This is a genomic window from Nocardia sp. NBC_00416, assembly GCF_036032445.1.
GTDB lineage: Bacteria > Actinomycetota > Actinomycetes > Mycobacteriales > Mycobacteriaceae > Nocardia.
On sequence record NZ_CP107932.1, the window covers coordinates 6487446 to 6501267 of the forward strand.

General features: G+C 66.5%; 14 protein-coding genes and 3 tRNA genes. 11 read left to right on the forward strand and 6 right to left on the reverse strand.

Going from position 1 to position 13822, the window contains the following annotated elements:
* The first annotated feature begins 110 nt into the window (after positions 1-110).
* The 3 genes from OG804_RS28200 to OG804_RS28210 are packed head-to-tail and all read left to right on the forward strand — an operon-like array spanning position 111 to position 2775.
* Positions 111-938: an ABC transporter permease gene (locus OG804_RS28200; RefSeq protein ID WP_328391609.1), complete on the forward strand. Its 828-nt coding sequence runs from the start codon at positions 111-113 to the stop codon at positions 936-938.
* Entirely contained in the window at positions 931-1779 is an 849-nt protein-coding gene (locus OG804_RS28205; protein WP_328391611.1) for an ABC transporter permease, read from the forward strand. Before OG804_RS28200 ends, OG804_RS28205 begins: the two co-directional genes overlap by 8 nt.
* Before the next feature lie 15 nt (positions 1780-1794).
* A complete protein-coding gene (locus OG804_RS28210) occupies positions 1795-2775 on the forward strand; it encodes an ABC transporter ATP-binding protein (RefSeq protein WP_328391613.1) in 981 nt (326 codons plus the stop codon).
* Between the two features lie 61 nt (positions 2776-2836).
* On the opposite strand, the gene OG804_RS28215 is transcribed toward OG804_RS28210, so the two are convergent.
* Positions 2837-4042 carry a L,D-transpeptidase gene (locus OG804_RS28215; protein WP_328391615.1) on the reverse strand — a complete coding sequence of 402 codons (1206 nt, stop codon included), beginning with the start codon at positions 4040-4042 and terminating at the stop codon, positions 2837-2839.
* A 303-nt stretch (positions 4043-4345) separates the two neighbouring features.
* Between OG804_RS28215 and OG804_RS28220 the strand changes: the two genes are divergently transcribed.
* Positions 4346-4418 (forward strand) — tRNA-Lys (locus tag OG804_RS28220).
* 174 nt (positions 4419-4592) lie between these two features.
* On the forward strand, positions 4593-5930 hold the full coding sequence (locus tag OG804_RS28225) for an MFS transporter (protein ID WP_328391618.1): 1338 nt from the start codon (positions 4593-4595) through the stop codon (positions 5928-5930).
* 18 nt (positions 5931-5948) lie between these two features.
* On the opposite strand, the gene OG804_RS28230 is transcribed toward OG804_RS28225, so the two are convergent.
* Positions 5949-6557, reverse strand: coding sequence for a TetR family transcriptional regulator (locus OG804_RS28230; protein WP_328391620.1), 609 nt, complete (start codon positions 6555-6557; stop codon positions 5949-5951).
* A 176-nt stretch (positions 6558-6733) separates the two neighbouring features.
* On the opposite strand from OG804_RS28230, the gene OG804_RS28235 reads away from it, so the two are divergent.
* The 6 genes from OG804_RS28235 (at position 6734) to OG804_RS28260 (ending at position 11786) form a co-directional block, all read left to right on the forward strand.
* Positions 6734-7792 (forward strand): ferredoxin reductase, encoded by a 1059-nt coding sequence (locus OG804_RS28235; protein ID WP_328391622.1) that lies wholly within the window; start codon positions 6734-6736, stop codon positions 7790-7792.
* A 38-nt stretch (positions 7793-7830) separates the two neighbouring features.
* Entirely contained in the window at positions 7831-9015 is a 1185-nt protein-coding gene (locus OG804_RS28240) for a fatty acid desaturase family protein (RefSeq protein ID WP_328391624.1), read from the forward strand.
* On the forward strand, positions 9015-9365 hold the full coding sequence (locus OG804_RS28245; protein WP_328391626.1) for a hypothetical protein: 351 nt from the start codon (positions 9015-9017) through the stop codon (positions 9363-9365). The genes OG804_RS28240 and OG804_RS28245 overlap by 1 nt, the downstream gene beginning before the upstream one ends.
* 67 nt (positions 9366-9432) lie before the next feature.
* Positions 9433-9753, forward strand: a complete 321-nt coding sequence (locus tag OG804_RS28250) for a hypothetical protein (protein WP_328391627.1) — start codon at positions 9433-9435, stop codon at positions 9751-9753.
* A gap of 119 nt (positions 9754-9872) precedes the next feature.
* Entirely contained in the window at positions 9873-10928 is a 1056-nt protein-coding gene (locus OG804_RS28255) for a mechanosensitive ion channel family protein (protein WP_328391629.1), read from the forward strand.
* A gap of 156 nt (positions 10929-11084) precedes the next feature.
* Positions 11085-11786 carry a DUF4389 domain-containing protein gene (locus OG804_RS28260; RefSeq protein WP_328391631.1) on the forward strand — a complete coding sequence of 234 codons (702 nt, stop codon included), beginning with the start codon at positions 11085-11087 and terminating at the stop codon, positions 11784-11786.
* 55 nt (positions 11787-11841) lie between these two features.
* Here the strand turns inward: OG804_RS28260 and OG804_RS28265 are convergent.
* The 4 genes from OG804_RS28265 to OG804_RS28280 all read right to left on the reverse strand — a co-directional run bounded on the left by OG804_RS28265 (position 11842) and on the right by OG804_RS28280 (position 13781).
* A tRNA-His gene (locus tag OG804_RS28265) sits at positions 11842-11914 on the reverse strand.
* An 88-nt stretch (positions 11915-12002) separates the two neighbouring features.
* Entirely contained in the window at positions 12003-12644 is a 642-nt protein-coding gene (gene orn / locus OG804_RS28270) for an oligoribonuclease (protein ID WP_328391633.1), read from the reverse strand.
* Between the two features lie 84 nt (positions 12645-12728).
* Positions 12729-13532, reverse strand: a complete 804-nt coding sequence (gene cmrA, locus OG804_RS28275) for a mycolate reductase (RefSeq protein WP_328391635.1) — start codon at positions 13530-13532, stop codon at positions 12729-12731.
* Positions 13533-13707: 175 nt separating this feature from the next.
* Positions 13708-13781, reverse strand: a tRNA-Arg gene (locus OG804_RS28280).
* Between the last annotated feature and the right edge of the window lie 41 nt (positions 13782-13822).

The following is a 13822-nucleotide window of genomic DNA, read 5'->3' on the forward strand; positions in this document are numbered from 1 at the left end:
TGGTGACATCGCCGCGGCGCGGCGCTCGCCCGGACCGATAATCGGCTTTCTCCGCAGGAGTGCGCGCGGTAGGGTTGCGGCTTTGTATTCGCGCGAATCAGGGGGTGACCGTGCCGGCCGTTGCGGTCGATCTCCGAGGTACGGCGGGCGTCTACTGGCGGCTGATGGCGGCCGGGTTCCGTCGCCAATGGCATTACAAGCTGGCGATGTTCTCCGGGTTGTTCACCAACTGTGTGTTCGGATTCGTCCGGGCGGCGGTCATGGTGGCGGCGATCGACGCGACCGGCGGTTTCGGTGGCTACGACGCGGGCAGTATCGGCGCCTATGTCTGGATCTCCCAGGGTCTGCTCGGCGCCATGCAGTTCATGTCGGCGGAACTCGAACTGGCCGAACGGGTCCGCAACGGCGATATCGCCATCGACTTCCTGCGGCCGGTCGATGTGCAATTGGGCAACCTCGCGGCCGATCTGGGCCGGGCCCTGTGCACGCTGATTCCGCGCGGTGTGCCCAGTCTGCTCGTCGGCTCGCTCACCTTCGGCCTGGTGCTGCCCACCTCGCCCGAGTCTTACCTGCTCGGCGCGTTCAGTGTCCTACTGGCCGCGGCCCTTTCGTATCTATCGCTGTTCGCGTTGACGATGGTCGCGTTCTGGGTCGTGGAGACGCGGGGTATCCGCTCGCTGTATCAGACCGGCGGTACCTTCCTCGCGGGGCTTTTCGTGCCGGTGCACATCTTCCCGGACTGGCTGCGCGCCATTGCCGAGTCCACACCGTTCCCGTCGATGCTGCAGGTGCCGGTGGATGTGCTGTCCGGGCGCGTCACCGGCTGGGACGCGGCCCACCTGGTGGGCACCCAGGTCTTCTGGCTGCTGGTGGTGGGTGCGGCCGGGCGGGTCCTGCTGGCGGCGGGGCGGCGCAAGCTGGAGGTGCAGGGTGGTTGAGACGGCTGTCCGGGCATCCGGCCGCCGGACCGGTCCCAGCGGATCACGGTGGAGTCCCTACGCGGCGGTGCTGCGTTCCCGGATCCGGGCACAACGGACCTATCGTCTGTCGTTCGCGAGCGATCTGCTCGGTGCGACCATGGTCGGACTCGTCGAATTCGCCGAGGTGTGGGTGGTGTTCAACCAGGCGAAGGTGTTGGGCGGCCTGGATATGGACGCCGCCCTGCTGCTGTTCGGGTTGAGCAATCTGGCCTTCGCGCTGGCCCAGCTCGGGTTCGGGCATCTGGACAAACTGCCGAGCCTCATCCGCCTGGGCACGCTCGACGTCTACCATCTGCGCCCGCAACCGGTGCTGCTCCAACTGATCACCAGCGATTTCTCGCTGCGCCGCCTGGCCCGCGCCACCGTCGCGCTGGTGGTACTGACCACCGGGCTGGTGCGCAACGATATCGACTGGTCGGCGAGCACGGTGGCGCTGCTCGCGCTGACCGTGCTGAGCGCGACCGTCCTGTTCGGTGGATTGTTCGTCGCGGCCGCCGGCTGCCAGTTCTTCCTGATCGACGGCGCGGAACTCACGAACAGTTTCACCTACGGTGGATCCTTCGCTGCGTCGCAACCGATATCGGTGTTCCCGACGCCGTTGCGACTCCTGTTCTGCATCGCGATTCCGGTGGCGTTCACCGCATACTTCCCGACATTGGCATTGCTGGGCATGCCCGGCCCGGCCGGGCTGCCGTCCTGGCTCGCCTGGGGCGCGCCGCTGGCGGCGCTGTGGGTCTGGGCGCTGGCCGGGGCACTGTGGCGGATCGGGACCCGGCACTATCAGAGCGGCGGTGGTTGAGATGGGGTCGAGGATATGACGAGCGCCGATCCGATCATCGAGGTCGACGAGCTGACCCGGCAGTTCGTCCGGTCGCGCCGACCCGGGAAACGGCTGCGGTCGCGGCGCGAGGCGGTCACCGCCGTCGATGCCATGAGCTTCCGGATCGAGCGGGGCGCGGCGGTCGGCTATATCGGCGCCAACGGCGCCGGGAAGTCCACCACGATAAAGATGCTCACCGGGATCCTCGTCCCGACCTCCGGCTCCGTTCGGACCTGCGGACTCGAACCGATCCGGCAGCGCCGGGAACTGGCGAGCCGGATCGGTGTCGTGTTCGGGCAGCGCTCCCAGTTGTGGTGGGATCTGCCGCTGCGCGAATCGTTCACGATCCTGGCCGCCATCCATCGGCTGGAACCCGGAGCCGGACGGTCGCGCACCGCGGAATTGGTCGAGCAGCTGGAAATGGCCGAGACACTGGATACACCGGTCCGGCAGCTGTCGCTGGGGCAGCGAATGCGCGCGGAGGTCGCCGCGGCGCTGCTGCATTCCCCGGAGTTGGTGATACTCGACGAGCCGACCATCGGGCTGGATGTGCTGTCCAAACAGCGGTTGCGCGAATTCCTGCGCGCCGAACGGGCCGAACGCGGCACCACGCTCATGCTGACCACCCACGATATGGGCGATATCGAACGCCTCTGCGACCGCGTGCTGGTGGTGGATCGCGGCCGTCTCGCCTACGACGGGTCGTTGCTCGGCCTCGGCGCGACCGTGGGCGCGCAGCGGGTGCTTGTCGTCGACCTGGTCGGGCCCGCACCGGCGTTGCACGGGCTGTCCGGTGCGGAAATGGTCGCCTACGAGGCCGACGGGATGCGGCAGCGGCTCGCCTTCGACGACGAGACGACCACCGCCGCGCAATTGCTGGCCGAGGTATCGGCCCGCGCCGAGGTGCGCGACCTCTCGATCGAGGAACCCGATATCGAGGACATCGTCCGGCGGCTCTACGAGACAGCACGCTGATACAGCACGGTGCCGGGCCCCCGAGGGACCCGGCACCGGGTGTTCGCGTTCGCCCGTGGGCTCACATCTGGGCGTTGCCCGCTTTCCATTCGGGCCACGGGACGTTCCAGTCACCGAGGCCGTCCACTCCGGGAAGGGTGGGGCCGACGGTGTTCTGCACGATCGCGATATCGCCCCGTTTCGCCGTGTTGTACACCCACTGGGCGTCCTCGGGACTCAGGTTCAGGCACCCGTGGCTGGTGTTGGTATTCCCCTGTGCGCCCAGCGACCACGGAGCCGAATGGAAGAAGATCCCGCTGTAGGACATCCGGGTGGCCCAGTCGACATCGGTGCGGTACCCGGTGGGCGAGTTCACCGCGACACCGTAGGTCGACGAGTCCATCACGATGTGCTCGTGCCGGTCGGCCAGGATGTAGACGCCGTTGTTGGTGGGGGTGTCGTCCTTACCCATCGACGTCGGCATCGTGCGGATGACCTGGCCGTTCTTCTCCACCGTGACCATCTTCGTGTTGTCGTCGGCCTTGAAGACGACCGCGTCGCCGATCACGAAGTTCGAGTGGATGTCGTCCTGGCCGTAGAGCCCGTTGCCCAGGTCTTTGCCGTAGACGTTCACGTCGATGTTCACCTTGGTGCCCGGCGCCCAGAAATGCTCGGGCCGCCAGCGAACCTCGCGATTGTTCACCCAGTAGAAGGCGCCCTCGACCGGCGGGTCGGTCTTGATCGTGATGGAGTCCTGCGCGGCCTTGCGGTCGGGGATGTTCTCGTCGAACTGGATCGCGACCGGCTGGCCGATACCGACCACCTCGCCCTCGCCGGGGGCGAGGTAGGGCTTGGTCACATTGCCCGGCGCCGTCGTGGTGAAACTCATGGCGGCCGTCGACGCACCGCCCAGCCCGTTGGCCCGGGCCTGCAGCCGGTAGGTCTTGCTGTAACCCAGCGGCTCGGTGGTCGACCAGCTGCGCCCGTCGGCGGCCAGCTGGCCGGCCACCGGCTGATCGTCCGGATTCAGCAGAGCCACATCGGTGAACAGGCCCTCGGTGATCTCGAACTTCATCCCTTCCGCCGGCGACACGCCGATATCGCCGTCCTTGACGGGAGCCACGAGTTTGGGCTTGATGAGTTCTGTGATGGGGTTTCGATCGATGGCGACGGATCCGTCCGCCGCCTCCGACGACGAACAACCGGTCAGCACCATCGCGACCAATGTGATCAGGACCAGCGGTCCGACCAGCCAACGGATCGGCTCACGCCGATCACCTGTACGCATATTCAACCCCGTTTCAAGTCCCGGCGCACCCGCTACGCACCGACCTTCGGATCCGACCGATTACTGCTCACCTCGACCCACGGCGGCGGGATCGGTCGAGACCACGTCAACTATTCTGCCAGCCGTCCCGAGGTGATCCCAACCGTCGATGATCACTTCCGGCTCCACCGGCCCACCTACACATAGGGTTCGGCTCGCCATCCGTTACGGTGTCGTCCGGCTCACACCGGTCCGACCGACTATCGATTTCACTTCTGCGGCCCGAGCCTGTTAATGTCTGTCCCGCACCGCACAACGGGGCGCGCGCCATTAGCTCAATTGGCAGAGCAGCTGACTCTTAATCAGCGGGTTCGGGGTTCGAGTCCCTGATGGCGCACTTCAGTCGAAAGACATTTCCGACTATAGGGTTTGCGCTCGTCACCTGTAATCAGACAGCACCAGACGTGATCAACCCGCTACCTCGCCGTACTTCGACCGTGGCCGCGGGCCGCGTATCCACCCCACCACCGATACCCGGCCTGTCCGGGGCGTATCCGTTAGGGTGCGCGGTATGAGCGAGGCGGACGCGCGGGTGGGGCGCGGGCAGGTGGTCGCATGGGGGCTGTGGGACTGGGGGTCCTCCGCATTCCAAGCCGTGATCGTCACGTTCGTCTTCGCGGTTTATCTCACCGATACCGTCGGTGACGATCTGCCCGGGGGAGTCCCGGCCAGTGCGTGGCTGGGCTGGGCTCTCGGAGCGGCCGGGCTGATCGTGGCGGTGACCGCCCCGGTCACCGGGCAGCGTTTCGACGCCACCGCCAGCCGCAAACGTTCGCTCGGGATCATGACCTCGGTGACCGTCGTTCTGACCGCCGCAATGTTCTTCGTCCGGGACGAGCATTCCTACCTGTGGCTCGGGTTGGTGCTGCTCGCATTGGGGACGGTGTTCTTCGAACTCGCGTCGGTGCCCTACAACGCGATGCTGCGTCAGGTGTCCACTCCGGCGACGCTCGGCCGGGTCTCCGGGTTCGGCTGGGCCATGGGCTACTTCGGCGGGATCTTCCTGCTGCTGATCTGCTATGTGGGCTTCATCGCCGGCGACGGCCCCGAGCGCGGCCTGCTCGGCGTGAGCACCGACGGCGGTCTCAACATCCGGCTGGTGGTGCTGCTGGCCGCGGTCTGGTTCGCAGTGTTCGCACTGCCGGTGCTGTTCGCGGTGCCGGAGGTGCCGCGTACCGGCGCCGACCCCGGGGCGGCTGCCGCGGGGGTGTTCGGTTCGTACCGGGTGCTGTGGCGCGACCTGCGGGAGCTGTGGGAGCTCGATCGCACCGTCATCTGGTTCCTGGCGGCCAGCGCCATTTTCCGGGACGGGTTGGCGGGGGTCTTCGCGTTCGGCGCGATCCTGGCCGTGCAGGTGTACGGGCTCAGCGATTCCGATGTGCTCTTGTTCGGCATCGCGGCGAATGTCGTCGCGGCGCTGGGCGCGATCGTCGCCGGCCGGTTCGACGACACAGTGGGTCCCAAGCGGGTGATCGTGGTGTCGCTACTGTCCGCGGTGGTGGCCGGGGCGGTGCTGCTGGTGGTGTCGGGGACGGCCATGTTCTGGGTGTTCGGGCTCGCGCTCACCCTGTTCGTGGGTCCGGCGCAGGCCTCTGCCCGGTCCTTCCTCACCCGGCTGACACCTCCCGGACGCGAAGGGCAGCTCTTCGGCCTCTACACCACCACCGGGCGGGCCGCGTCATTTCTGGCTCCCAGCCTGTTCGGTCTCTTCGTCTGGGCTTTCGGTGCGGATCGGGCAGGTATCGGCGGGCTGCTGCTGGTGCTGGGCGCCGGTCTGATCGCCCTGCTGCTGGTTCCCGCCCCCGGCGAGAAGGGGAGCAAGGAGCCGGCGCAGGCGCCCGCGGCGTGACGAGGGCGACACACCCGTTCAGGGCTTCCAGGCGCCCATTCCCAAGGAGATGAGGCGGATCTGCTGGATGGTGCGTTCGACGATCGACTGCTGGTCGCGCGGGGTGGCCGCCACATAGTCGGCGATTCCGTCGATCACGGTGGCGACCAGGAGATCGGCGGCGACCTCCAGGTTGCCCGGCGACCAGTCGTCCAGCGCCGGCACGCGGGACAGGTCGGCCACCAGCTCACGCACGATCAACTGCAGTTCGAGCGCGATCGCCGTACGCAGCGCCGCGGTGCCGCCGCGCTGCTCGCGGATCAGGAAGCCGTACAGCTCCTGCTTCTGGGCGACCTCGCCGAAGACGAACCGCACCGTTTCCGAGAGTCGGGCGTCGGGGGTGCGCCGCAACTGCCGCAGCGCCAGCCGTAAGGCCTGGACGCCTTCGTCGACGAGGGTGGCGCCGAGATCGTCGAGGGAGTCGAAATGCCGGTAGAAGGCCGTCGGGACGATACCGGCCGACCGGGCGATCTCGCGCAGGCTCAGGGCTCCGAATCCGCGTTCGGCGGCCAGCGTCAGTGTCCCGACGAGTAGGGCCTGCCGGGTGCGCTCCTTGCGCTCGACGCGGCTCGCTCCCTGATCCGTCATTTCAGTGAGCATACAGCCGTTCACCATTCGCCTTGCTCCCTCTTGTCGTCCGCGTCACACCTATTACTGGTTGACAGTCCCGGCGGGGTATCCGGCACACTGGTTGAGTGTACAGGCGTACACCGAAATTATTTCACGCTGGTGACGTGACCGACAGACAGGGACGGAGAACTCCGATGGTGGCCCTCCTCGATCTGATGCAGACCCTGACCACTCCGCATCCGGTGGACCGGTACCTGGAACTGGTGCGCCCGATGCTCACCGTCCGCGATATGCGGGCACGAATCGTCGAGGTGGACCGCTCGGTCCCCGGAACCGTTTCGCTGGGACTGCGCCCCACCCGGCAGTGGACCGGGCTGCGCGCAGGTCAGTTCCTGCAGTTGGGAGTGGTGATCGACGGTGTACGGCACCTGCGCTGCTATTCACCGGTGAACTCGCAGCACGATTCGCGTCGTCGGCTCGACCTCACCCTCCGCGTGCACCCGCACGGCCTGGTATCGCGGTACCTGCACGAGCACGCCCGCCCGGGCATGATCGTGGATCTCGAACCCGCGTCCGGCGTGTTCCATCTCCCGGACCGGCGGCCCGACCGGGTGCTGTTGATCAGCGGCGGCAGTGGGATCACTCCCGTGCTGTCCATGCTGCGCACCCTCGTCGACGAGGGATACGCCGGCCGAGTGGTCTTCCTGCACTATGCGCGCTCGCCCGAGCTGGTGCCGCACCGCGCCGAACTCGCCGAAATCGCTGCCGCCCATCCGAATATCTCGCTCGAGACGAGGTATCCGGAACGGGACGGCCGCGGCTTCGATTCCGCCGAACTCGCGCGGGTGGCGCCGTGGTTCGCCGACGCGCACACCTACCTGTGCGGTCCACCGCCGCTGATGGACTCGGTTCGGGAGGTATACGCGGCCTCGGGGCTGAGTGAACGCCTGCACACCGAAGAGTTCACGCCCTCCACCGTGCCGGTGGACAGCGCGGACGTGGACGGGGCCACCACCTTCTCGACCAGCGGGGTCACCGCGGAGAATACCGGGGCGTCGCTGCTGGAGCAGGCCGAAGGCGCGGGCCTGACCCCGGAGTTCGGCTGCCGGATGGGGATCTGCTTCTCCTGCACTTCGGTCCGGCGCAGCGGATGCACCCGCAACCTGCGCACCGGGGAGCTGGAATCCGATCCCGACCAGCCGATCCAACTCTGTGTCCAAGCCGCCGTCGGCGATGTCGACATCGATATCTGACACCCGAAACGAATCTGACACCCGAAGGGGAGAAACAGATGACCATTCTCACCGAGACCAAGGACGGACCGCTGGTCCTCTCGCCAGACCAGGTCGAGGAGATCGGCCGCACGCTCGACGAACTGCGCGACCGCGTCGTCGCCGACCTGGGTGAACGCGACCGCGAGTACATCTACAGCATCATCAAGGCACAGCGCGGGTTCGAGATCGCCGGCCGCGGCCTCATGTACCTGGGTTTCCTGCCGCCGTTCTGGCTGGCCGGCGTGGCGGCGCTGAGCGTGTCGAAGATTCTCGACAATATGGAGATCGGCCACAACGTGATGCACGGCCAGTACGACTGGATGCGTGAGCCGAACCTGAACTCGCGAGTCTTCGAATGGGACAACGTCTGCCCGGGCGACCAGTGGAAGCATTCGCACAATTACATGCACCACACCTACACCAACATCCACGGCCGCGACCGGGATATCGGCTACGGCGTGCTGCGGATCGACGAAGGCCAGGACTGGCACCCCTACTACCTGGGCAACCCGCTGTACGCGTTCCTGCTGATGGTGTTCTTCGAATGGGGTGTGATGCTGCACGACCTCGAAGCGGACAACATCGTCAAGGGCAAGCGCAGCTGGTCGGATCTGAAACCGCTGCTCGCGGGCCAGCTCCGCAAGTCGGGTAAGCAGGTCCTCAAGGACTATGTGGCGTTCCCGCTGCTCACCGGACCGCTGTTCCTGTCGACCCTCGCGGGTAACGCGTCGGCCAATCTGATGCGCAACCTGTGGGCTTATTCGATCATCTTCTGTGGGCACTTCCCCGCGGGTGTGCAGACGTTCACCGAGGAGGAGACCGCCGAGGAGACCCGCGGCGAATGGTACGTGCGCCAGATGCTCGGTTCGGCCAATATCTCCGGCAGCCCGCTGTTCCACATCATGTCCGGCAACCTGTCGCATCAGATCGAGCACCATCTGTTCCCGGATCTGCCGGCCAACAGGTACCCCGAGATCGCACCGGAGGTACGCGCGCTGTGCGAGAAGTTCGGACTGCCTTACAACACCGGGCCGCTCGGGAAGCAGATCGGATCGGTCTGGGCGAAGATCTTCCAGCTGGCCCTGCCGCCGCGGGCGCTGCGGTCCCGGTTCGCTCGGTTCTTGCCCGCTGCGCTGCGGAAACAGCCTGCTTCCGGTGTTATCGTGATGCGTCAGCAGAGTCCAACCGAAGCGGGCGTGTGATGATCGGCAAATTCGAGGCCAACAAGGACTTGATCCAGGAACTCACCTCGTCGGGCGCGCGCCGGGTCGGCAATATCGCGGGCATCATCACCGGCACGATCGCCGAGGTGACCCGGGAGATCGGTGAATGGGTCACCGACGCCATCGAGATGAACGAGGCCGCCGCCGCGGCCCGGCGCGATGCCGCGGCCACCGAGGGGCCCGACGAGCCCGCCGGCGTCGGTGACGCCGCGGACGCACCCGAGACCGCCGCCGGTACGCCGCGGGTGCACGAGGGGGAGGTCGTGGTGGACGCCGATATCGTCGATATCGAGACCGCGGACTCCGATCCGTCCGGCAAACGCCGCTGATCCGGACCTCGAACCGCTCGGTGGGACAGCTCACACCGAGCGGTTACTCATCGGCTAACCTCTGGTCGTGCCCGCCTACATCTCCTCGCCGGAGCTGACCTTCGGATTCTTGTTCGCGCTGGAGGACCCCGAGCGGATCGCGGAGGTGGTACGCGACCTGATGGAGCGCAAAACCGTATCGGTCTTCCGGCTGGCCCGGCTGTCCGACGATGCCGGCCCTCCGGAGCGTTATGTCGTGAACTGGGCGGCGATTCCGCAGATATCCATCACCACCACCGCGCCCGACGCGGCGGAACTGCGTGCCGAGCGAGTGATGCTGGTCAACGCGTTTCTCGGTGACGCCGGTGAGATCAGGCTGTACTCCGCGCACGGGCAGGCGCCGCAGTAGCCCGCGGACCCATGAGGTGGGCGTTGTTCCCCGTTACTGGTGGTGATCCGTCGTTATCGAACTGTAGCCTTGTTCGGGGGACGTGAACGACCGATCAGTAAGGGCAAGGAGTGGGCGCGGTGGAGAACGTGATACGGCTGCTGATCGTATTCGGGGGCACGCTGGTGGTGACGATCGCGCTCGGCTGGGGGATCGATCGCGGGCTCCGGTACTGGTCGGCCAGGCATCCGAAGACGACCATTCCCGGCCTGCTCCGGCGGATCCAGCTCCCGCTGCAACTGTTCCTCGGCTTCGCCGCGCTCCGGATCACCTACCCGCTGGCCGATCTGGAACTGCGGCAGGACACGGTCATCCTCAGTGTGCTGGCCACGATGGTCACCATGTCGGCGGTCTGGCTGGTCGTCCGGATAGCGGACGCGGTGGCCGACGGCCTGTTGAACAGCTACTCCCGCCGCGCTCGTGACCCACGCCGGGTGCGTCAGCTGAACACCCAGTTCACGCTGATCCGCCGGATCACCAGTACGGTGCTCGCGGTAGCGACCGCCGCCATCGCCATGCTGATCCTGTTTCCCGGGTTGCGCGTGCTGGGTACCTCGCTGCTGGCCTCGGCCGGCATCATCGGCATCATCGCCGGTGTAGCGGCGCAATCCACCCTCAGCAATCTCATGGCGGGGCTGCAGATCGCGTTCGGCGATTCGGTGAAGATCGGCGATACGGTCGTCGTCGAGGGCGAGATGGGCACCGTCGAAGAGATCACACTGTCCTTTCTCACCGTCCGCATCTGGGACGACCGCCGGCTGACCATGCCCGTGTCCTATTTCAACAGCAAGCCGTACGAGAACTGGTCGCGCGGCGGCCCGGAACTCACCGGCACCGTTTTCCTGTACCTGGACCACAGCACCCCGGTATCCGCGCTGCGTAAACACCTCTATCGGTACCTGAGCGACCACCCGGATTGGGACGGCCGGAGCTGGAATCTCCTTGTCACCGACAGCACGCCCACCGGTATCGAGGTCCGCGCGTCGATGACCGGGCGTGATTCGGACGCGGTGTGGTCGCTGCGCTGCGCCGTGCGCGAGGAACTGATCAGCTGGTTGAACGAGCAGCATCCGGAAGCCCTGCCGCGGCTGGCCGCGCTGGAGGGTTTCGACAAGGAGAAGGCGCCGGTGCGGTAGCGGCGGCCGGTCGATCGGGCCCGTTGGGCGGCCGATTGATCTCGATGACGTGTCGGTATCGCGCGCCGGGCACGAATAATTGTGTGATAGCTCACAATTGAGGGACGGTCGGGCCGGTTCGGCCGGACCAGCACCCTCGAAGGAGCGTTGATCACGATGCCTGCTCCCGCCGGTTATCCGGTCCGTGTTCGCGGCGATCTGGACCCCGCGCTGTCGCGCTGGCTGTGGATCGTCAAATGGATTCTCGCGGTACCGCACTACATAGTTCTGTTCTTCCTGCACATCGGTTATGCCGTCGTCACGGTGATCGCGTTCTTCGCGATCCTGTTCACCGGCAGATACCCGCGTGCCCTGTTCGATTACAGCGTCGGGGTGGTGCGATGGACCTGGCGCGTCAGCTACTACGCCTGGACGCCGGCCGGCACCGATAAGTACCCGCCGTTCTCGCTCGCGAACGACGACGACTATCCGGCGGATCTGGACGTCGACTACCCGCCGACCCTGCATCGCGGCCTGGTGCTGGTGAAATGGTGGCTGCTGGCGATCCCGCACTATCTGATCATCGGCGCGATGACCGGTGCCGCCTGGGTGGTCGACTACGACGACGCCGGCAGTGCGGCCAGTGCCATGGGCATCCCGCTGATCGGCGTGCTGACCTTCGTCGCGCTGGTCGGGCTGCTGTTCGTCGCGCGCTATTCGCAGGGCCTGTTCGACTTCGTGATGGGTGTCAACCGGTGGATGCTGCGCGTACAGGTCTACGCCTCGCTGCTGCGCGACGAGTATCCGCCGTTCCGGTTGGATCAGGGCGCACGCGACGCCGTCCCGCCACCGGTCGATACCGAGAAACCCGCCGCCTGACCGGGCCGCCGGCTCAATGAAAAAGCCCGAGGACCATGGTCCTCGGGCTTTACAGGGTGAGTGACGGGACTCGAACCCGCGACATCCAGGATCACAACCTGGTGCTCTACCAACTGAACTACACTCACCATCACCGATTTCGCACCGGCGGCCTAGATAGTAGCGCGTTCACCCCATCGCAAGCCAATCGGTTATCGGTGTGCCGGGGACCCGGGCCTATGGTGTGTGGCCGGCGCCCGCTCCGGTTTCGCCTACGGAATGTGCGCTGACCTCGGCGGCGATGGCGGATATCTCCGCGGTCGAGGGGCCGGGAGCGGGTACGAACGCCGTGCGCCGGTAGTACTCGAGCTCACGGATGGATTCCTGGATATCGGCGAGCGCGCGATGGGCCAGACCCTTCTCCGGCTGGCCGAAGTAGATGCGCGGATACCAGCGTCGGCACAGCTCTTTGATCGAACTCACATCGATCATCCGGTAGTGCAGGTGCGCGTCCAGCCGCGGCATGTCCCGAGCGATGAATCCCCGATCGGTCGCGATCGAGTTGCCGGCGAGCGGTACCACCCGTGCGGTGGGCGCGTACTGCTGCACGTAGTCCAATACCTGCTGCTCGGCCTCGGCAAGGGTGACCGTGGACTGCCGCACCTCTTCGGTGAGGCCGGACCGGGCGTGCATTTCGGCGACCACCTCGGGCATGGCGGCGAGTGCGTCGTCGTCGGCGTGGATGACGATATCCACCCCGTCACCGAGGACATTCAGGTCGCTGTCTGTCACCAGCGCGGCCACCTCGATCAGTTTGTCGGCGACCAGGTCGAGACCGGTCATCTCGCAATCCATCCACACCACTAATTTGTCGGACACTCGCACCACCCTAATCAGCCGATCTACCGGTCCGGCGCAATCGTCGCCCACCCGTTGCGGAAACCGTCCGCGGTCGCGGGTGCATCAGTCGCCCAGTTTCTTGTAGAAGGCGCCCGCGATCGGCGCGGTGACCGCGCGGGGGCCGTAGTTGCCGGCCGCGCTCATACCCTTGCCGATCAGGCCCGGTACGACCCGCATCTTGTTGCGGGCCAGCGCGTCGATCGAGATCCGCGCGGTGTAGTCGGAGGACACCCACAGGAAGTCGGGGACCATCCGATCGACGAGGGAGGCGTCGCCGGGGTCGGGCGTCTCGGTGCGCACGGGCCCCGGGGCGAGCAGGGTGATGTGCACTCCGGAGCCCTTCAGCTCACCACGCAGGGATTCGGCGAAAGTGTTGGCGAACGCCTTGCTCGCCGCGTAGGTCGTGTTGTTCGGGATGGGCATATTGCCGGCCGCCGACCCGCTCACCAGGATGCCGCCGGCGCGCCGGGTCAGCATGGCGGGCAGAACGGCCAGGGTCAGATCGTGGACGGCGACGGCGTTCAGCTCGAGCTGGTCGCGTTCGTAGGCGGGGTCCAGGGCGGCGAGCGGGCCGAAGGTCGCGATACCGGCGTTGTTGCACAGGATCGAGATATCGCGCCCGGCGAGTTCCTCGGTCAAGGGTGCGCGCTGCGCGCGGTCCGCGAGATCGACCGCGCGGACCTCGGCGGTGATGCCGTGCTCGCGGGTCAGCCGCCCGGCGAGTTCATCGAGAATCTCACCGCGGCGGGCGACGAGGATGAGCGAATGCCCCCGCCGGGCGAGTTCAGCGGCCAGTGCGGTTCCGATTCCGGACGAGGCTCCGGTGACCACGGCGCGACTATCAGCGGAAGGCGAAGGCAAACCCATTCCGACACCCTAGGGCAGCCCCGTTTCCTCCGATGCGGTGCGGCGGCGCTCCGCAGAGGCGGACGGTCGCGGTGCCGAAAATTCCGAATCGGCTGTCGGCATCGTGTGTTTGGGGCGCGCTCTGCTGGGTACACCCACTCCGACTGGCCCGGACAGCTCAGTCGGGTGGGTGGAGCGCCCCCGGCAGGAATCGAACCTGCGACCTAGGGATTAGAAGGCCCTTGCTCTATCCAACTGAGCTACGGAGGCAGTGGTTCCACCATGGCGGACAACGGTCGCGCTGTCCAGCT

What these genes read in the sequence shown, in the direction of transcription:
- OG804_RS28210 (WP_328391613.1), top strand. Translation starts at nt 1,795, where the DNA reads ATGACGAGCGCCGATCCGATCATCGAGGTCGACGAGCTGACCCGGCAG.
- OG804_RS28215 (WP_328391615.1), bottom strand. Translation starts at nt 4,042, where the DNA reads ATGCGTACAGGTGATCGGCGTGAGCCGATCCGTTGGCTGGTCGGACCG.
- OG804_RS28225 (WP_328391618.1), top strand. Translation starts at nt 4,593, where the DNA reads ATGAGCGAGGCGGACGCGCGGGTGGGGCGCGGGCAGGTGGTCGCATGG.
- OG804_RS28230 (WP_328391620.1), bottom strand. Translation starts at nt 6,557, where the DNA reads ATGACGGATCAGGGAGCGAGCCGCGTCGAGCGCAAGGAGCGCACCCGG.
- OG804_RS28235 (WP_328391622.1), top strand. Translation starts at nt 6,734, where the DNA reads ATGGTGGCCCTCCTCGATCTGATGCAGACCCTGACCACTCCGCATCCG.
- OG804_RS28240 (WP_328391624.1), top strand. Translation starts at nt 7,831, where the DNA reads ATGACCATTCTCACCGAGACCAAGGACGGACCGCTGGTCCTCTCGCCA.
- OG804_RS28245 (WP_328391626.1), top strand. Translation starts at nt 9,015, where the DNA reads ATGATCGGCAAATTCGAGGCCAACAAGGACTTGATCCAGGAACTCACC.
- OG804_RS28260 (WP_328391631.1), top strand. Translation starts at nt 11,085, where the DNA reads ATGCCTGCTCCCGCCGGTTATCCGGTCCGTGTTCGCGGCGATCTGGAC.
- cmrA (WP_328391635.1), bottom strand. Translation starts at nt 13,532, where the DNA reads ATGGGTTTGCCTTCGCCTTCCGCTGATAGTCGCGCCGTGGTCACCGGA.